Below are 19,118 nucleotides of genomic sequence, written 5' to 3'. Positions count from 1 at the left end.
ATAGCGAGCACCAGCTCTCGAGCGCGTCGTCGGTAATTACCCAGATGATGATTTGTACTACGCAGGACAAGCCTTCACATAACCATGTGCGTGCTAAGACTAACGGGCCTCGCGGGGAGTTGGAGAAGGGTTGGTGGCGGATGTTCGCGCGGACGGAGCAATAAAACAAAATTTGGCGAGACGATGAATAGAGAGTCAACATCAAATTCCCCTACCCCCCCAATGCCAATCATTGCGGGTGGAGCCGCGTGAGATCCAAATGGCGACAAACACCTAGCATTTGCTAATACCGCCGCTAAGCGAGACAAAATAGCTCATGGGATTGCGTTACCAATTTCTGGGACAGTCCATTCATGGCATAAGGAATGAGCGTGGATTGAAACGCGACGTCCTCATGAAAGAATTTTCTGTTATCCACGCCGACTCTCTTCATCCACTTCTACAGGCCAGCGCGGCTCTGGAGCACACTTCATTGCAACGTAATGGCAAAGCCCAAGAGGCAGCCAGATCCAGAAAAACCAGATCGTCAGGAAAATGATCGGATAGTCCAGCCACCGCATCTTGCTACGGAAGCGCCGGCCCTCCTCGGTTGGGGAAAGGTAAGGCATGAAATGAAACAGGCTCTTGACGAAGCCGACACTCTGCTCCCGTGTCATCAGCACTGGAATACGGGACGGGCCGTAGGCCATGAACCGGCGGATATAGGACCATAGTTGATACAGGGTCTCCACACCGACGTCATTACCCTTGAGTGAAATACGGTCAATGACCTCGTTGGTTTCTGCTTTACAGATCACCAGCACCAGCTCATGCCGCACGGTGTAAGTTTTCCCGGTAAATACTGAGGACTTGGTAATTTCCGCCTCGATCTGATCCCAGTCATAGATCTTGATTTCCGTTCGCCAGCGCTTCAGACGTTGCAATGACGCCGTATATTCGTAGACGTATATTTTTCTAGTATTTCTATTGAACCGCACCGGCGTATCTCTCGGAAGAAGACAGTCATAAAGGGCGAACAATCCCACTGCCACGATTCCGCCCACCAGCATCACGCAATAAAAGACGCCAAGCAAAGGGGCGATACTGAAAAAGTCGCCCCACCGATAGATCAGAAAAGGAATAAAGAAACCGAAGGCAATTAAAAAAAATGATATACCGATCAGGATCCCGAGCCCCCTGATGACAGACGATGTGCGTGAAATCTCCAGGTAAGTTTCATCGACGTGATTCAGATCCTCATCAAGGAGCGGGCTATCCAAGCGCACATCAAGATCTATTCCCGACTCGCGCGCAGCAAGGTCCTCGTACCAAAGTGGATTTTTCGGAGTAAATCGGCTTGTATTACTTGTCGTCACACTTCCTCCGTTACTAACGTCCCTGCTAAACAATCTTCACTGTTGGCGGCATCAGGCCAAAAATTGACCACCACGGTCGTCTCTTCATATTTTTCCGGATCCAGTCCGGCATACACGTTCACAAGATGGGGAGAATTGTCCGGGCCAGGGTGCACTCTTGGCAAATCTCTACCTGATAAATCTACCAGAGGTATCAACGTCGATGCCGTCAACGGGCGAGGAACCTTGCCGAATCGGCCTCTTTTTAACTCAACATTTCCCTTCGACTTATGCCGGGCATACCATATCCATTCATAGGCGGAACTTACCGTACTGAACATGCCAAATGTTATTTTCAGTTGTACGTTGTCATCTTCAAACTGGATATCGCCAAACCAACGCGTTGAGAAGTTTCGGCCTCCCAGTTCGACTCTCAATCCCGCGACGATCGTATTGAGCTCTTGTATCTCTTGGTCCATCTGGGCGTCGGTCCACAATCCTTTACCGTTGAGGTTCCTTCCAAAATAGCAGCGGTCTGCCCACAACTCTGCGGAAGTCGACTCGGCATTCATTGCCATCCATGTGAAAAATATGCCAACACCGACGAGCAGAATAACCCAACCCACAGGCCCCAATCCAAGTAAGCCTCCAAAAATGGCTGGAGTCCCCATGGCAAAACCGGAAGCGGCAACACCGAGTGCAAACATCAATGCGGCGCCTCCGAAATACAATGATGCTTCTCTATCGCCTTTTTTGTAGGTTCTCACAGAAGCCGCGATAGCTTGCATGACATCGGTGGCGGCCGATAGCATGCCGATAATTCCAGCCCACCGAATAAGAATTTTTCCAAGTAACTTAGCGCTAAATAACTTGAAAACGCCACCTAGGGCCTCGGTGGACGCGGCGAACACACCGATACCCGCCGACAACAAAGACAATTGGGCTTCCGTCCCGTCGGCACCTAATTTTTCCTTGACCGATTTCATTGAATCTTTCCAGGCCCACAGCTGGAAATAAAGCGAGCCTGCGGCTAGCGCCGGCTCGCCAACCGCCCCGAGCTTAAGATTCCTCGCCATCAAATCGCGCGCCAACATCCTGGCTTGCTGCGTGCTGAGTTCTATCTTTCCGGCCAGCGAACGCAGATCCCTCATGACTTCGTCGCTGACCATCGCAGCGGATACGGAAAGCTTACTCAACACTGCCGTGCTTAATCCGACCGCCGACTTGGCTGCGTTGGCAATGGCCATTTTGACGGCCGATACCTTTTCGAGGGTCCAGATGGTAACGTCTACGACGCGATCACGAATCTTGGCATCGCCGATACCTGCGATGCTGAGAAAACCCGCAAACAGTAACGAATTGACTTGCTTGCGAGTACCGTTCCGTATTTTTACCCCTAGTTCATTGAGCAACTTGAGGTAGTCACCAACCGTCATCCTTACCCTGACGAAAGTCATGCTGATCCCGCTATATAAGTATTGGCTAGCTTGGATAGCACGATTGACTGTCAAAGATGCCACTGGACTTAGTTTGGCGTCTATCCGCGCAGAAATCGCGCCGATAGTGGTCATGAGGCTCGCTGCCCAGTTCTTGACCCGATCATCGATGAAGTGTTCCAACTTCTTGGGGCCCTCTACTTCCTCAGAGGCAGTGATCCCCTTGGCTGTCTCATACAGTTTATCGGTCTTGTTCATTTCGTTATCTTCCCGCCAGAGGGAAGGCCTCTCGGGAATTAGGAAGGCCAGCAGCTCCTTGCGCCCCCCAAACAAGCCCCGAAACACTGGATTGGTCACATCATCGGGCTTGGCTGAAAACCATTTCATCCATAGCGCCTGGGAATATTCATCTTCGCCCGTCCCACCCGCTAGGCATAATGCCGACATCTCGACCAAGTCCTTGTAGTCGGATATATAGTTCGTGACATAGTCTTGGAAATGCATGCGCCAGGCCTCGTGCCCCGCCCACAAAGCCCAGTCGTGCCCCTGATTCGCGATTCCCTCGGCGAAACGCTTCATCGTCTCTGTGTAGCGCTGGTCGAACGCCGCGCGAGCACCTTCATCGTAGCGTTTGGCGATCCGACTCCAAGCATCGTCTGCGTCCCGCTGGGCGCGCTCGGCGCGGGTCGTCGCCTTCATGCTGTAGACGGGAAGACCCGCTGAGCCCACCATTGGCATGGACTCTGTATCCCGCTCGTATTGCCTGTCTGGCTTGTTGTCCTTCTTCTCTTGGGCCTCGCGATTGGCGGCGGCAGCCTGCTCAAAGAATTTTTTTAGGCCAAGTATCGACTGGGAAATCATCAGCGGACGCATCACGGCCACTCCAAAGTCTTGACGTGCCTTGACCACATGGGCGACCGCGCCGTTCAGCTCTTGCAGTATTCCAACCGGATCACGTAGCACGAGCGCCGACATCTTTCGCCCGGTCTTTTTCTGGTAGGAAGCCGCGTGTTCTCCAAGGGAAGCCAAATGCCCGCTGCGAGGATAATTGCCATGCAGACTCTCCCACTGAAAATTCTTGGTGGTCACTTTTTCGGCGGATACCACAGGTGCCGGATACCTTAAACGTTTGGCATAGTCACCGGGATCCCGAGCATATTCCTCGACATAGGTGTGCAGACTCGTCCCATCGGAGGTAATCTCAAGCGCATTGGGCACCTGCGCAGGCGCGCTGGACAACTGACCTATGTCGACCTGTTGCATCCGCGCATCCGGCTTGACCTCAAAGGCAGCACGTACCTCCTTGCGCCACGGACGATCCGCGAAACCGATCCAAACCTTCTTGTACTTATCGGGAATATTGATAAAACTGGCCGGAATGTTGTGACCATCCCGTTTGCAAGACTCGGTCAAAGGACGATTACCCTTGGCATCTGGATCATCGGGGTTTTTCAGCAAGCGCAGGTAGCCATCATCGGTCACCGCGTAGGTCTGCCAGTGGCCTTTAACTCCAAGGTAGACGTGTACATAACCTTTGCGTAGCACACGCAGAGTATAGCGGTTGCCTTTGAGCGCCTGCGCAGAGAACTTCTCCATTTGCGGTAACGATTGCGGGCTAGTCCCTATCGCAGGGACATAAGACGGCTTGACGGCGTAACGTAGAGGCAGAATCGGATAGCCAGCGCGCTGACAGAAACTGCATTGACCATTGCTGCCGAGAGCACATTTCTGGGCGCTATCGGCATTGGCGCGCATCTTAGCTGCGCCGGTGGCTGATTTAACTTGAGTGACGTCAGTGTCCATCAGAATCTCCAAATAACGTTGGACCGGCCTCGCATGTGGCGGCGATCTCTTCCAGTGTGTCGTCAGTCAGCCTGCACATCAGTTCACTCAAGGTCTGCTCTCCTTGCAGCGCCTGCCTGATAGCATTCGCTGCAGCGGGATGGCTTGTCCAAGCGCGTGAAAATGAAAAATCATTGAGCGCGAAGAACACCAGATCTTCTGTGCGCTGCAATCCCAACGCAACGGCCCGCTGCAGGGATGCGTCGATGGTAGTTTCGGGGTAGACAGGCAACATGTGACCGGCATCCGCCATCGCCATGGCGACCACTCGTGCATTCGCTACCCTCTGCTGCGCCTGCCAGTGGCGCTGGCTGAGGTGACCCTTGCCTGGGACGCCATCGGCCAAATCACTGGCAGCGAGACTCCGGAGGTCTCCTTTCATATCGAGCCACATCCAGTGACTGATTGGCCCGATCCAGCGCCGCAGGAAACTTTCACGTCCCGCATCAGCAACCAGCGAAAGACGATGAGGCTCAAACAACGGCAGCACGCGACGGCATCCACGCGACACGTCGAATAACTCGCACGCGGGAGCCAGATGTTTGGCGACTTGATGAGCAGGACTTTCCGACACCAGCCATCCACAGACATAACTGCCGTTGATACTATCGCGCCGGTACCAAGCATGAGCGATGCTCAAATCCAGCAGCGCCTCGTCGGGGTACCCGCGATCACCAGGCGAATACAAGGTCACCAAGGCGGGGCAAATCGCTGGGTCGTGAGCAAAGTCGGCACGCGGCACCAAAACGGCCTCTGCCGGGATATCGCGTTTCTTCATCCGCGTGATATGCAATTCATCGTCGTCAGCGCAAGGGTGATTCCCATCAAGCAGCAAGTGGACATAGCTCCCCGGATTGACTTCGCGCAATTGAAACAAGACGGCACGCAGTTGTTCATTGATTTGTAATTGGCCCATGATGAGATTCTTCTTCCACCATTCATCGGATTCGAGCACCGTCAGACACCAGTCTTATACTCACAGTCTGCTAACGGTCCAGGTACCGGCAAACTAGCACTGGAGCCAGAGCTTGCCGGCCCCGTCAACTCCTTGGCACTGGCCTTGAACTCCATCGCCCCCGGCCCATGCACCTCGATGTTGCCGCCCTCCAGTTTCAGCCACGCACCCTGCGCACTGAACTGCACATGCTGCTTGCCCGTGATCTGCACATCCTGCCCCACGCTGGCCACCGTCACCTGCCCGGCCGCCGTCATGAGCGTCTTGCCGGCCTGGCTCTGCACGCTGACCTTGCCAGAAGCCGCATGCAGGGCCATGCCGGCATCCTGAACCGGTTTGCTGGCGTCGCTAACCTTCCCATAGGTGAAGAGACTGATGCCAGATTTGGCCAGATGATGCAGATTGCCCTGGGCGATCTGGTTGATGTCCTTGCCAGACGTGACGCTGCTGGTCACACCCGCAGCCATGATGGCGCTGGCCGGAGTGGCCGCAGCGATACCGGCCGGGCTGGAGAGTTGCAATTGTGGTGCGCTGAAAGCAGTCGCGGCACTTGAGCCTGCTTCACCGCCATCGTCACCGCCACTGTTGCCAGCCGAAGCCGTGGCGCTCGCCTTGAGCACCTCGATGGACTCCGCCAGGGACTCCACACCGGGCAACTTGCCCGCTTCAGCCTCACCGTCGAGTTTGGCATTGTGCTTCTGCGCCGTCTCGGCCAGTTGCTTCTGCTTCTCCACACTGTCGGCAAGCTGCGAGAGCGCGCCACGCACATCCAGTTGCGCGGCCGCACTCTTCTCCGTTGACAGCAGCAATCCCTGCCCGCCGCGCACGGCCGCACTGTAGCGCGTCTTCAGCTCGAAGCCTTGCCCGGTCGTGGCCAGGCGCTGGTTGTCCGTCTGCTGGCGCAACAGGCCCAGGTTCAGTTCGCTCGCACCATCATGACTGTCCGCATGCTGCTGCAGCGAAGCGCGCGACTGGCCAGGCGTGTCGTCGAACACCAGCTGGTTATAGGCCCCGCCACCGCTCTGGCTGGCACCCAGCGCCTGGGTCTTGATACCCGACAGTACCGCCGCATGCTGGTGCCCCTCACTGTCGCCGGGGAACCAGGCGGGCGCATTGCCCGTCGCCGAACCCGCCCCCTGTCCGGCCTGATTGCCCTGGGCATTGTCCTGGCCACGGCCGTTGTACAAGGTGCCGATGACCACCGGTCGGTCGATGTCGCCTTCGATGAAATCGATCAGGACTTCCTGCCCCACACGGGGCACCGCCTGGCCGCCCCAATTGGCGCCCGCGGTAGGCGCGATGCCGGCCAGCACGCGCACCCAGGTGCCGGATTGTTCATTGGCGGGCGCGCCCACGTGACCATCCGGCGTCGGCGAGCTCAGGCCGCTATGGCTGCGCTCGCCGCGCTGCCAGTGGAATTGCACGCGAATGCGGTTGTCGCGGTCGGTATGCACCGGTTGCCCCTGTGCGCCCACGACGACGGCGGTCTGTTGGCCGCTCGCGGCGGGCTTGGGAAGGAGTCGATTACCGTCGGCATCGGTCACCAGGGGACGATAAGGAACTTTGTTGCGAATAGCCTCGAAGCGGTTACGGTAGACTGGCCGCGCTTCTCCGCGAGCAGGCTGCAAGGCGGTATCGAGCAGGCTGGTGGTGCCGCCCTCCTCCTCCAGACTGGCTTCGCCCAGCAGCCGCAGGGCTTCAGCCTTGAGGTCGGCGTTGAGATTGTTATGCGCCTGGTGGACCACACGCAGCAGCACGAACTGGTCATCTGCACTGCCGAAATGGTCGTAATGCCCCGTCAGGGTAAAGGTCGTTCCGGGCCTGAGACTGCGCACGGTGCCCGTTCCGGTGAAGACTTCATTGCGCGCCTCGATGCCCTGCATCTGGTTGCGCGCCTGGCGCTCGGCCTGGGCACGGTTTTCGTTGGCGTACACGCCGGGTGCATCACGCAGGGACAATACCAGGCCCCCCGGCGTGGCATCGCCGCCGCCATCGCCGTTATCGCTGCCTACACTGCTCATGCTGCTCGCTTCCCGCACGGCCGCCTGGCGATAGTCCCAGGTCAGGATATCGACCGCATTGCTCTGCCAGCGACGAACGCTGCGCCAGCGGTCGATGCTGTCCTCCGGCATGACCGCGCCGGGCTGGCTGAAGGCGATCCGCTCGCGTGCATTGGGCTTGAAGCTGCCGTTGTGATCGGCAATGACCACCGTATGCATCCCCAGGCTGGCACTGCTCGCATCGCCAGTGTGCTCGATGTAGTAGAACAAGCCTTCCTCGGCCAGCAGGCGGTTGACGAAGGCCAGATCGGTTTCCTGATACTGGGTGGCCAGGCTGCGCCTGGCATAAACCGAGGCATCCTGCAGATCCAGCCGCCAGGCTGGCTGCAGCTTGCCTTCTCCCTGGTAGTCACGAAAGACCGATTCGATGATGTCCGGGACCGTCATGTCCTGGAACACTGCGCTGTCGCGGCGATGCCGCAGGAAAGCCAGCCACGGCTCGATGGTCAACACATAACGCGCCATGCCGCCGTTGGCCCCCTCCATCCGGCAATCGGTAACGTGGCCATGGAAGGCACGGGGAGCACCGTCCGTGTCCAGTTCGAGCAGCACCGCTTGTCCCAGCAACTTGCGCAGCGAAATAGTGGCGTTCAGGCTCAGGCAGGAGAGCTGCAGGCGATAGCCGGCGATGGCGGCATCAAGATGGTTGCCATCGATGCCCTCCTGAACCGGACTGATCGCTTCGACGGCCTGCAATTTTTCCGCCATCAGCGTATCCGCACCCAGGTCCGCGCCTGATGCCATGTACAGGCGCATCACCCGCGTGGACTGGTTCCATGCACCTGCCAGGGCGGCAATGGCAGAGGCAATCATGGCCGCACCGTTTCTGGTTGCATTGGATCAGTGGCGGCGCACGCCAGATAAAGGAAAGAGGAAGAACACGTCATGGTCTTGATCACTTCGTGAGGCTTACTGGATGGTGTACTTGAAATCGCCCTTCTTGCTGGCCGATACCTTGATGCGGCTGATGCCCTGTCCTTCGGCCATGCGCGCCAGGACGCTTTCGGCGATCTCCGGCAAGAGGCTGCCGTTAAGAATGTTGTCGACATTGCGTGCGCCTGAATCGACCTCGGTGCAGCGCGCCAGTACGGCCTCGACCAATGCCTTGTCATAGCTGAATTCGGCCTTGTGATTCTCGGCGATGCGCCTGGCGATGCGCACCAGCTTGAGCTTGATGATCTCGACCAGCACCTCGTCGGCAATCGGATAGTAGGGAATTACCTTCAACCGTCCCAGGAACGCCGGCTTGAAAGCCTTGACCAGCTGCGGGCGGATCAGGGCATCGAGTTCATCCGGTGTCGGCAATTCGTCCGGAGTCTTGTTGAGGCAGGCCTGCATCATCTGCGACGAGGCCACATTGCTGGTGAGGATGATGATGGTGTTCTTGAAGTCGATCTCGCGCCCCTCGCCATCGTCCATCACCCCCTTGTCGAAGACCTGGAAGAACAGCTCCAGGACGTCCGGGTGGGCTTTTTCCACCTCGTCGAGCAGCACCACGCTGTAGGGATTGCGCCGCACCGCCTCGGTCAGTACGCCGCCTTCACCATAACCGACGTAGCCCGGAGGAGAACCCTTGAGGCCCGAGACGGTGTGCGCTTCCTGGTATTCACTCATGTTGATGGTGATCAGTTTGCGTTCACCGCCATAGAGCACATCGGCCAGCGCCAGCGCAGTCTCGGTCTTGCCGACGCCGGACGGCCCCACGAACAGGAACACGCCCTTGGGCTTGCCGGGGTCATCCAGATTGGCCCGCGAGGTGCGCACGCGCTGGGCCACGGCGGAGGTGGCCTGTGGCTGCCCCAGCACACGCTCGCGCAGCAGGCCGTCCAGGCCCAGCACGGTCTTGATTTCATCTTTGACCATCTTGCCCAGCGGGATCCCGGTCCAGCCAGCCACGATCTCGGCGACCACGTGCCCATCCACCTGGACCGGGACCATTGGCGTCTCGCCCTGATGTTGCTTGAGTTCATCCAGCAATTGCTTCAGTTCAGCACGCGCGGCTTCAGCATCCGAGGCTGCGGCACCTTCCTTGTTGGCGTCTTCCAGAGCAGTACGGGCTTGCTGGATGCGTTCGTTGAGCCCTCGCTCCTGCTCCCAGCGCGTTTGCAGATCACGCTGTTCGGCCAGGGCGGTGGCCTGCTGTTCCTGCAGATCGGCCAATCGCACCTGGTGCGGCGAACCGCTGGCCGCCTCGCGCTGAAGGGCGGCGATCTCCGCATCCAGACGTTCAAGACGGCGCGTGACGCCTTCCAGCAGCGCGGGAGTGGCATTCTGTCCCAGCGCCACCTTGGCACAGGCAGTATCGAGCACGCTGATGGCCTTGTCGGGCAGTTGGCGGCCGCTGATGTAGCGGTGCGACAGACGGACGGCTTCGGTGATGGCTTCGTCATAGACGCGCACGCCAAAGTGCTTTTCCATGAGCGGGGCCATGGCGCGCAACATGGCGCAGGCCACCTCCTCGCTCGGTTCTTCGACCTTGATGACCTGGAAGCGCCGGGCCAGCGCGGCATCCTTTTCGAAATACTTCTTGTACTCGCTCCAGGTGGTGGCGGCGATGGTACGCAGCTCGCCACGCGCGAGGGCCGGCTTGAGCAGATTGGCCGCATCGTTCTGCCCGGCCTGGCCACCGGCGCCGATCATGGTGTGCGCCTCATCGATGAAGAGGATGATGGGATGCGGGCTCTTCTTGACTTCATCGATCACGTTCTTGAGGCGATTCTCGAACTCGCCCTTGACGCTGGCCCCGGCCTGCAGCAGCCCCATGTCCAGCGTATGGATCTCCACGCCCTGCAAGGGCTGCGGCACGTCGCCCTGGACGATGCGCAGGGCCAGCCCCTCGACCACGGCAGTCTTGCCCACGCCGGCTTCGCCGGTCAGGATGGGATTGTTCTGGCGGCGCCGCAGCAGGATGTCGACGGCCTGGCGGATCTCGGCATCGCGGCCAATGACCGGATCGATCTTGCCATCGCGGGCGCGCTGGGTCAGCTGGGTGGTGTACTGGTCCAGCGCAGGCGTCTTCGAGGCGGTACGCTGCTTGAGTTCCCCTACCGGATCGCTGCCATGCTCTGCGTCGGCATGTGCATCGGCATCCACCGTCGCGGGCGATTCCATGGATCCTTCCGCAAGCCTGTGCAGATCATGCTTGAGTTCATCCACCTTGAATTTGGCAAACAGCTTGGAGCCCCGATAGGCCAGCTGTGACAGCTCGCTCTGCGTCAGCAGTGCCAGCAGCAGGTGTCCGCTGCGGATGGAGGGATTGCCGCCCTCCAGCGATGCGATGAGCCAGCCATGCTCAAACAGCGTCTGCAGGTGCGGCGACAGGACGGGGGTGCGGGTATTGCCGTTCTTGAAGGTTGCGATCTCGCGCTCAAGATCGGCTTGCAGGCTGTCGGTACTGATGCCGCTGCGGCGTGCGATCAGGCTGAAGTCAGATTGCGGCTGTTCGAGCAGGGCCAGGAACAGATGCTCCAGGTCGACTTCATACTGGCCGCGCGACATGCACAGCGTGGCCGCACGCTCAGTGGCCAGGCGCGCAGTGTCGTTGAGTTTGCTGATGAGGGATTTGAGGTTGATGCCCATGCTGCTCTTCCTTCCTGCTGATGGTGGTGACGGCCGTGGCGGCCGTCCTGGTTTTTGTACTTTTCGTTCACGTCACTGCATGGCAATCTCGTAGCGGATATCGGCACGGTCCCGTGTCTCGGGCGCGGTGGCGATGAAGGTATCCCATCCCAAGCGTCCGCCTTCACGTGTGCCTGTCAGCGCCGTCCCGCGGACATCCTGGGCGCGCAGTACCAGCTGCACTTCATATTCAAGGGTAGAGCCGGTGAACATCCCCAACATGCGCGCCAGGGCCAGCGAGGCCCTTTTCCCGGGCAGGAACTGCTCGAAGTCCTTCATCGCCAGCGGCCCGATGCACAAACGCATGCGCAGGTCGCGCTGCCATACCCGCTCGCCCGCCATGGCGGTGCCCAGGGCGGAGTTGGTCGATCCCAGCATGGTCTGGTGTTCGCGCGGGACCTTGTACCAGTAGCCGACGAATTGCTCGATCTCCAGCGGCACCGAAAAGTATTCCCCCAACACCTTCTGCATATAGGGCGCAGAGGCAGGACGATGGCGGAAAGCGCCTGCAAAATGGGCCATAGATTCATCGCGTACACCATTGCCCTCCAGATCCTGCAGGCGCTCGCGTAGCGAACGGAAACCCAGCCCCGAGAGCGAGAGCAGCAACGGCAGGAAGGTGTCGCGGCGACCGGCTTCGTACTGAAAAGCCAGGCGATACTTGCTCCATGCCTGATAGAACAAGGCCAGCGAACGTGTTGAAAACACATCCAGAAAGGCGCGCGGCCCTTCATCTCTCTGCTCGATCTGGTGACGTGCAATGCGCTCGGTATAGTGCGCCGGCAACGAACCGCTGCCGCCCAGGAAGCCCATGAAGGTCGGCGTGAGCCGGACGTACTTCATCTGTCCGCTACGTAATGCCTGTTCCATTTGAGCGATCGAATTCGTTTCCTCGTCGCGCGGCGGGTAGGTATCGATCCCTTCGATCTCGCTGGCGGGAAAACCAAGCACGGTGCGATTGGCAAAGCGCAGGAAATCACTGACCGCACGTTCGTGTGGCACGCCATTGCGCTTGAACCAGAGCTCGATCATGCGCACGGCCTGGAAAAACTGGAAGCGATGGGGAGCGGCGAAGAGCCGCTCGATCACGCTAGGCTCAAATCTCCGCTGCGTGGCCTGCATTTCAAGAGTTCCTCCCCGGTTCTTTTGGATATCACGGTCAACTGCGAGAAGCTGTTGGCGTGCACGTACAAGCCCAGGAAGCGGTCGATCACGCCGGCAAAGGCATGCAGTCCGCTTCCCACGAAGCCCTCTTCGTCCACGGTCAGCTTGACTTCGATGCCACGGACCAGGCTGGCAAAGGGATTGCCGGGCAGCCACGCGGTCGTGGGCCTATGATCGATGGCAGCGATGGCGCTGATCTGGCGTTGCGAGATGGGCGAATTGGATTGGTCGTAGAGCGTCAGCATCTCCTGGAAGGCTTCCAGCCCCCCACGCATGAGGGAGAGATGATTCAGCGAGAGATGCGAGATCAGCCGCCATTGCGCACCGCGTCCGCGTTCGAAGCGCGAAGGCAGTGTCGGCTTGCGCAACAGGGCTGCGGTACGGATTACGCCACCGCCTTCCAGGCTCAGGTCGCCGCCGGGCAAGCCGTAGGTCAGCAAGGCGGGGAGATCGCGGTTGGTGCAGGTCAGCTCGATGCTCAGCGTGTCGGTCTCGACTTTGGCGGGATCGAAATCGATGTCGACGATGGAAATTTCGGTCTCATATCCGGGGCTCTTCAGCGCCACCAGTTCATCACGGCGCATGGCCCAGTAGTGACCATCTTGCTCGGGGGCCTGTCCGTGGCGCAGCGAATAGAAGGGGCGGAATTGCGTGATCGATTCGCCCTGCGGTGTCTGCCGCACCAGTTGGACCGAATCGATGGAATACACCTCAAAACCAAAAGCGCGCCGGCCGTCTGGCAAGACCGGATAGGTGGCACCGGCGTGTGTGAGCCGGATCGGGTCGCCGCGCTGGCTGAACAGGTTGATGACGGGGGTGCAACCCAACAGCAGATTGGCTGCGCTGACGCCGCCGAGCTGCCGGGCGATATGCGAATCGGCGCGCAGGCCGGACAGGCCCAGGTGCAAGGTGAAGCTTTTGGTATTGGCGGGCAGCACGGCGAGGATCGCCGACAAGTCGATATCGAAGAAATTGAATTTCTCGGGGAAGGCAAAATACTCGGTCAGCAGACGATAGGCCGGATGAGACTGCGAGGGGAAGTCGATCAGTGCATCCTTTTCGGCGAACCCGACCTCCGCCAGGGGCAGCTTGCGCAGGGCAGTCCAGCGCCCGCTACGCGGAAGCTCGACCCAGGCTGCAGTGCTGCGCATGAAGAGGCTGTCGCGCAGGGCTGCGCAGAATGAGGCCTCGCCATCGATGAACACGCGCAGGGATGCCAGTCCCAGCTTGGCCAGGGCGACCTGCTCCGTCGTGGTCTCGATGGTGATGGACAGAGAAGACGTCACCGAGGTGGGAAGGACCACCGCCTCCGGGGCATCGATGATGGGCGAGAAGACGGCACGGGACAGGCGAATCGGAGCGACAGGTACGTCATACGCGGTCTGGAACCTGCACACCACGCCCTTGACCGGCCGCGTGGACAGCGCCGTACCACGCGGGATGACGGTGGCATTGGTCAACTGCGCGGCCGATGCTGCGTAATCCATGCGCGCGATTGAGCAAGAGGGGAACGGACGAAGGTAATGCGGATAGAGAACCTCGAACAGGGCCTCGGTGAATTCGGGATAGTCGTCATCCAGCCGCTTGGACACGCGTGCGTTGAGCAGCGCATAGGACTGGATCATGCGCTCGATATGCGGGTCTTCGCAAATCTCGCCGGCCATCAGCAAGCTGCCGGCGATCTTGGGATAGCGCTCGGAGAACTCGCGGGAATACCGCCGCAGGAAGCTCAGCTCGCGCTCGTAATAAGGTAGCAGCTCTTGCACTTAAACTCCTATGCGGGTCGTTCGCGACTTGCTGATCGAATACTGCAAGGTCGAAGGCTGCAGCACGGCATCGAAATTGACGGTCTCGCGCGCAGCATTGACCACCAGCAAGGCACTGATGGCGAAGTTGAGGCGGTTGATCGAACCTTCCTGAATCTCCAGCGTTGCCTTCACATTGCGCAGCCGGGGCTCGTGCCGGGTGATGGCTTGCTCCAGGGACTGGCAGATCGCCGTGCGGTCATCCAGGCTGGCCAGGCTCATGCCAGCAAAATCATTGAGCCCATAGGCGATGATGGAATTGCTGCATTCCGGGTACTGCTGGAGCAGCTCCTCCGGAACGACCGAGCGCGTGTTGAGCATCGCCTCCAGGTCACGCGCCACGACATCCTTGAGTTCCTCTATCGACAGGCGGCTGACGACAGGACTGAAGGAAGAACGCGGTCCATCATTCATCAGCTTGTCAAACAGGCTGGGCGCGAAGCCTTTCATATGCTTTCCCGCGTTTATAGATCGGATGATCGGAGGTTGGTATCGCTTGGCGCTGAAAACGGAAGTCCGCCGGAAGACCGGCGGACGTCGTACAGCTTCATGAATGTCTGTTCTTTTGACGACAGCTCATCCGTTCAGTACAAGGTTCCCTTAGATGACTTTGTTGGTGGACAGATCCCAGCCGCCCGAGGTATTGCCGGCGGTACCGCCATCCTTCTTCTGCTGGGTGTACTTCCACTTCACGGTGGAGTACTTCAGGCCGACCGTTTCGTTCAGGATCTCGCCCGACTCGATGGACGGCTTGACACTGCTGATCATGACGTTGGTCAGTTCGATTTCGAAGTAGCGGACGCGCTCGCCCTTGCCATCGGCGCGCATGAATTCGAACTTGGCCTTGGGAATGGTCTTGCCCGAGGAGGAGTTTTGCAGCAGCAGGGGCGAAGCCAGGTCAGCCACCTTGGTAAACACGATGTCCTTGTGCTCGCAACGCTCAGCGGTGTGGCCACCACCGGTCGATGCGGTTGCCGATTTCGGCTGCAGGACTTCCCAGTCAACGGTCTTGCACTCGATCCAATCCTTGTGCAGGTCATCAGTGGATTCACCCTTGATGCCGTCGATTTGCAGATAGACGTCAATTGCCATAACTTATCCTGTAAACATGAGGGAGGAAAAATAGTTAGGATTTACCTGCCTGCGGCAACTCCGCAACCAGCCGAAGCGACACCGACAGTTCATCCAACTGAAAATGCGGACGCAAGAACGACACGGCGCGATAAACACCTGGCCGTCCCGGCACTTCCGACACCTGTACCGAAGCTTCACGCAGCGGGAATTGCGCTTTTGCCTCCTGCGTGGCGTTGTCATCCAACAGCACGTATTGCGCGATCCAGCGATTGAGGAAGTCTTCGACGTTCGAGGCGGCAGCAAAGCTGCCAATCTTGTCCCGCATCATCGACTTCATGTAGTGAGCGATGCGCGAGACGGCAAAGATGTATTGCAACTGCGAGGACAGGACCGCATTGGCGTTGGCGGCGTCCGTGTTGTACTTCTTGGGCTTCTGGGCAGACTGCGCGCCGAAGAAAGCAGCGTAGTCGGTGTTCTTGCAGTGGACCAGCGAAATGAAACCCAGATCCGACAGCTCCTTCTCGCGGCGATCGGTGATGGCAATCTCGGTGGGGCACTTCAGGGCCACCTCGCCTTCATCAGTCTTGAAAGTGTGGGTAGGCAAGTCCTCGACCAGGCCACCGCCTTCCACCCCGCGGATCGCTGCACACCAGCCGAAGTCCTCGAAGGCTTTAGTGAGCTTGCTGCCGAAGGCATAGGCGGCGTTGCACCACAGGTATTTGGAGTGGTCGGTCCCATCCACATCCTCGACGAAGTTGAAGCCTTCGACGGTCGTCCCATCCTTGGGATTGAAGGGGAGGCGACCGAGGAAGCGTGGCAGCGTCAGGCCGACATAGCGTGAATCCTCTGATTCGCGGAAGGACTTCCACTTGGCGTATTCAACGGTGTCGAAGACCTTGGACAGATCACGCGGCTTGCCCAGGTCGGAGAAGCTCTCCAGACCGAACAGTTCAGGCGAGGCCGCGGTGATGAAGGGGGCATGAGAAGCAGCGGCGATACGCGACATCTGCTCGATGAAGTACATATCTTCGGGTTGGCGCGTGATCTCGAAATCGCCGAGCAAGGCGCCGAAGGGCGCGCCGCCGAAGGTGCCGAATTCTTCTTCATACACCTTCTTGAACATGGCGCTCTGATCGAATTCCAGTGCCGAATTGAAGTCCTTGACCAGCTCCTTCTTGGTGGCATTGAGGATCTTGATCTTCTGGTTTTCGCCAACGGTGGTATTGCGGACCAGGTAGTTCAGACCGGTCCAGCTCCCTTCCAGCTTCTGGAACTCGGGTGCATGCATGATGGCGCTGACCTGGTTGGAGATCAGGTGGTCCAGTTCGGCGATGCGCGCATCCAAGGTCGCCGACAGATTCTCGGAGACGACTACGGTGCCTTCCATGACCTGGCTGACCAGTTCGGAAATGAGATCCTTGGCGCGGTCATGCTCGGAAGAAGACTTCGCGACCTTGCTTTGTTCGACGATATCGTCCAGAAGAGTGCTGCCGGCAGCGGCAGGCGCGGAACTTGCGGCTGCGTCGGTATGGGCTTGAGCGGACATGGGGATCTCTTTTATTTGTTGGTTTGCTTGCTGAGTTCGGCCAGCTTCTCGGTGCTGTTGAGCACGTCGCTGAGGATGTCTTCGAGCTTGTCGTTGCCGGCGATCTTGTTGCGCAGATCAGCCAGCTTGGTGCGTGCTTCCAGCAGCTTGCGCAGCGGTTCGACCTGCTGCACCACCGACTCTGGGCGGAAATCTTCCATCGACCGGAACTTCAGCTCCACGGCGAATTCCCCGCCCTTGTCGGAGAGTTCGTTGGGGACGCGGTAGACGGCCCGTGGTTCGATACCCTTCATTACTTCATCGAAGTTATCAGGATCGATATTGATGAATTTTCTATCCTTCAGACGCGGCTGCGGCACCTCGGAATTTCCGCCGAAATCCCCGACCACGCCGGTGACGAAGGCCAGCTCCTTCTTTTCGATGGCGTCACCGATCTCGACGTCATAAGTCATCTGCACGCGCGGGGGACGCACTTTTTGCAGTTTCTTCTGGATGCTTTCTCTCTTGGCCATGTTTGCTCCGCTGCTGTATTGAGTGACTCGCCCCATCACCTGAGGCGGCTTGAAAGGCGGGACCATAAAGAGAGATCCCGCCGGCACGCCTTACTTCAGGTTGCCAAACGGATTGGGGCCACTGCCGCTGCTGCCACCGTTACCTGCATCGGCATCCGCAGCCGGGGTCGGGGCCGCCTTGCGCGCCACCTTGCCGCGAGCACGAGGCGCTGCTGCCGCCTTGGCCGGCGGGGGGACCAGGGTGTTTTCGCCGAGGCTCTCGCGCAGAATCTTGGTCAGATCCTGGGCTTCGGTCTTGACCGAACCGTTCAGTGCATTCTGCGAACGCAGATCCCCCAGCGCCTTCGTTGCCAGACGCAGGCCCGAGACTGTCACGATACTGTTGGCCACCTTGTCGGCGGGGTCGCGCTTGAGCGCTTCCTGGGCGTTGACGATCGCATCGCTGTAGTCACCCGCATCGAAACGGATCTGGGCGATACGCACCCACGGCGTCTTGTCGGCGGGGAAGCGGCTCGCCACTACCTTCAGCACCGACACCGCCTCATCGCTCTTGCCTTCCGCCTGCGCGGTGTTGGCCTGCGCCACTCCGCTTTCCAGCGTGTTCTTGGCCTCGTCCTCGGGACTGGGCTTGGTCTGGGTATTGGCGCACCCCACCAACATCACTGCCAGCAACGCCGGAACGATCAGACCTGACTTCAATTTGCTCGCACGCATTGGAAACCACTCCTTATATTTATGACATTAAGAAAGCCTTGCACGAGATCGCACAAGCAAATTAGTCGGGCCCGAAAAATTCCGGAGATTCCTGATTTTTAGGTTGCGAATGAGATGCGACGACAGTTTTCGGGCGAAATTGATGCTTTTGGAAACCGCACTTTTTAACTACGCCACGTTCTAATTACGACTATCAGGTTGTTTCCCGACTTAATAGTTTTAAGTAATTTGAACTTAAGCTCGTCCAAATGTATCGCATAGACCTTCACGGGAAAACGCAGTTCCGCAATCTGTAGAGACTTCCTAAAATTTTTTCGGCACGCGAGAAATCGCTCATCAGAAATCAAATAGAACGTACGGGGCAGAGTTGAAAAAAAGATTGATTAACTACTTGGCAACGGGAGTTGCCATCTTTTCCCTATCCGGCTGTGCCGCCGTCGGCGCGGCCTCGGGGGTCGCACAGGCAGCCAAGTCCACCCTGGAGGCGCTGGGACTGAAAAAACCGGATACCCCGGAAGTCCCCGATGCCATGAAGCAGCCGCGCAACGTACCCATCAAGCTGCATGCGTCCAAGGCACTCAACCTGGATCCGCAGCAACGGCCGCTGGCGTTGGTCGTAAAAATTTATAAGCTCAAGCAGAACATTAGTTTCCAACAAGCGTCATACGACACGTTCCTGAGCGCGCAAAAAGAGAAGGAAGCCTTGGGAGCCGACCTTCTGGAGGTCAAGGAGGTCACGCTGGTACCGGGCCAGCGCTATGAAATTTCCGAGAAGGTCAGTTATGAAGCCGGCTACATCGGCATAGTGGCGCTGTTCGTCAATCCGGCGCAGCAGCGCTGGCGCGTGGTCTTCAAGGCTGACGAAGCAGAGAAAAGCGGCATCACCGTCGGCCTGCAATCCTGCTCGCTGACCGTGGGCGCGGGCGCGGTGGCCATCGATACGCAGGGCAAGCCGCTGGAAAAGAATCTGATGCTGGCACCGGTTCAGTGTCATTGAAATTCAAACAACAACTCGCAGGGCATCGCGACATGACTATCATCACAACGGGGCAATCCAG

At 58.6% G+C, this 19,118-nt stretch carries 13 protein-coding genes; 1 reads left to right on the top strand and 12 read right to left on the bottom strand.

Annotated elements, in window-relative coordinates; all coding sequences use genetic code 11:
- Positions 1–410 precede the first annotated feature (410 nt).
- The 12 genes from ACVC5H_RS04735 to ACVC5H_RS04680 all read right to left on the bottom strand — a co-directional run bounded on the left by ACVC5H_RS04735 (position 411) and on the right by ACVC5H_RS04680 (position 18,060).
- A complete protein-coding gene (locus ACVC5H_RS04735) occupies positions 411–1,355 on the bottom strand; it encodes a DUF6708 domain-containing protein (protein ID WP_489621234.1) in 945 nt (314 codons plus the stop codon).
- Entirely contained in the window at positions 1,352–4,573 is a 3,222-nt protein-coding gene (locus ACVC5H_RS04730; RefSeq protein WP_489621233.1) for a T6SS effector BTH_I2691 family protein, read from the bottom strand. The genes ACVC5H_RS04735 and ACVC5H_RS04730 overlap by 4 nt, the downstream gene beginning before the upstream one ends.
- Positions 4,563–5,567, bottom strand: a complete 1,005-nt coding sequence (locus ACVC5H_RS04725) for a hypothetical protein (RefSeq protein WP_489621232.1) — start codon at positions 5,565–5,567, stop codon at positions 4,563–4,565. Before ACVC5H_RS04725 ends, ACVC5H_RS04730 begins: the two co-directional genes overlap by 11 nt.
- 2 nt (positions 5,568–5,569) lie before the next feature.
- The gene (locus ACVC5H_RS04720; protein WP_489621231.1) at positions 5,570–8,440 is read right to left on the bottom strand and encodes a type VI secretion system Vgr family protein; all 2,871 of its coding nucleotides are present in this window, start codon (positions 8,438–8,440) and stop codon (positions 5,570–5,572) included.
- Positions 8,441–8,536: 96 nt separating this feature from the next.
- Entirely contained in the window at positions 8,537–11,206 is a 2,670-nt protein-coding gene (gene tssH, locus ACVC5H_RS04715) for a type VI secretion system ATPase TssH (protein WP_489621230.1), read from the bottom strand.
- A gap of 72 nt (positions 11,207–11,278) precedes the next feature.
- Positions 11,279–12,367, bottom strand: a complete 1,089-nt coding sequence (gene tssG, locus ACVC5H_RS04710) for a type VI secretion system baseplate subunit TssG (RefSeq protein WP_489621229.1) — start codon at positions 12,365–12,367, stop codon at positions 11,279–11,281.
- Positions 12,331–14,175, bottom strand: coding sequence for a type VI secretion system baseplate subunit TssF (gene tssF / locus ACVC5H_RS04705; protein WP_489621228.1), 1,845 nt, complete (start codon positions 14,173–14,175; stop codon positions 12,331–12,333). The genes tssG and tssF overlap by 37 nt, the downstream gene beginning before the upstream one ends.
- Positions 14,176–14,664, bottom strand: a complete 489-nt coding sequence (tssE, locus tag ACVC5H_RS04700) for a type VI secretion system baseplate subunit TssE (protein ID WP_338720376.1) — start codon at positions 14,662–14,664, stop codon at positions 14,176–14,178.
- 150 nt (positions 14,665–14,814) lie between these two features.
- The gene (locus ACVC5H_RS04695) at positions 14,815–15,306 is read right to left on the bottom strand and encodes an Hcp family type VI secretion system effector (protein ID WP_013232779.1); all 492 of its coding nucleotides are present in this window, start codon (positions 15,304–15,306) and stop codon (positions 14,815–14,817) included.
- A 34-nt stretch (positions 15,307–15,340) separates the two neighbouring features.
- Positions 15,341–16,834 (bottom strand): type VI secretion system contractile sheath large subunit, encoded by a 1,494-nt coding sequence (tssC, locus tag ACVC5H_RS04690; RefSeq protein WP_489621227.1) that lies wholly within the window; start codon positions 16,832–16,834, stop codon positions 15,341–15,343.
- A gap of 11 nt (positions 16,835–16,845) precedes the next feature.
- Positions 16,846–17,346: a type VI secretion system contractile sheath small subunit gene (gene tssB / locus ACVC5H_RS04685; protein ID WP_008332276.1), complete on the bottom strand. Its 501-nt coding sequence runs from the start codon at positions 17,344–17,346 to the stop codon at positions 16,846–16,848.
- Positions 17,347–17,436: 90 nt separating this feature from the next.
- Positions 17,437–18,060: an outer membrane protein assembly factor BamD gene (locus ACVC5H_RS04680; protein WP_489621226.1), complete on the bottom strand. Its 624-nt coding sequence runs from the start codon at positions 18,058–18,060 to the stop codon at positions 17,437–17,439.
- 367 nt (positions 18,061–18,427) lie between these two features.
- Here ACVC5H_RS04680 and tssJ point away from each other — a divergent pair, with 367 nt between their 5' ends.
- Positions 18,428–19,057, top strand: coding sequence for a type VI secretion system lipoprotein TssJ (gene tssJ, locus ACVC5H_RS04675; RefSeq protein ID WP_489621225.1), 630 nt, complete (start codon positions 18,428–18,430; stop codon positions 19,055–19,057).
- Positions 19,058–19,118: the final 61 nt, after the last annotated feature.

This window comes from Herbaspirillum sp. Her3 (assembly GCF_057961275.1).
Note: the sequence above shows the minus strand (reverse complement) of the source record. Positions and strands in the feature narration are given on the sequence as shown.

Coding starts and splice junctions, on each gene's coding strand:
- ACVC5H_RS04730 (WP_489621233.1), bottom strand. CDS start 4,573: ATGGACACTGACGTCACTCAAGTTAAATCAGCCACCGGCGCAGCTAAG.
- ACVC5H_RS04720 (WP_489621231.1), bottom strand. CDS start 8,440: ATGATTGCCTCTGCCATTGCCGCCCTGGCAGGTGCATGGAACCAGTCC.
- tssH (WP_489621230.1), bottom strand. CDS start 11,206: ATGGGCATCAACCTCAAATCCCTCATCAGCAAACTCAACGACACTGCG.
- tssG (WP_489621229.1), bottom strand. CDS start 12,367: ATGCAGGCCACGCAGCGGAGATTTGAGCCTAGCGTGATCGAGCGGCTC.
- tssE (WP_338720376.1), bottom strand. CDS start 14,664: ATGAAAGGCTTCGCGCCCAGCCTGTTTGACAAGCTGATGAATGATGGA.
- ACVC5H_RS04695 (WP_013232779.1), bottom strand. CDS start 15,306: ATGGCAATTGACGTCTATCTGCAAATCGACGGCATCAAGGGTGAATCC.
- tssC (WP_489621227.1), bottom strand. CDS start 16,834: ATGTCCGCTCAAGCCCATACCGACGCAGCCGCAAGTTCCGCGCCTGCC.
- tssB (WP_008332276.1), bottom strand. CDS start 17,346: ATGGCCAAGAGAGAAAGCATCCAGAAGAAACTGCAAAAAGTGCGTCCC.
- ACVC5H_RS04680 (WP_489621226.1), bottom strand. CDS start 18,060: ATGCGTGCGAGCAAATTGAAGTCAGGTCTGATCGTTCCGGCGTTGCTG.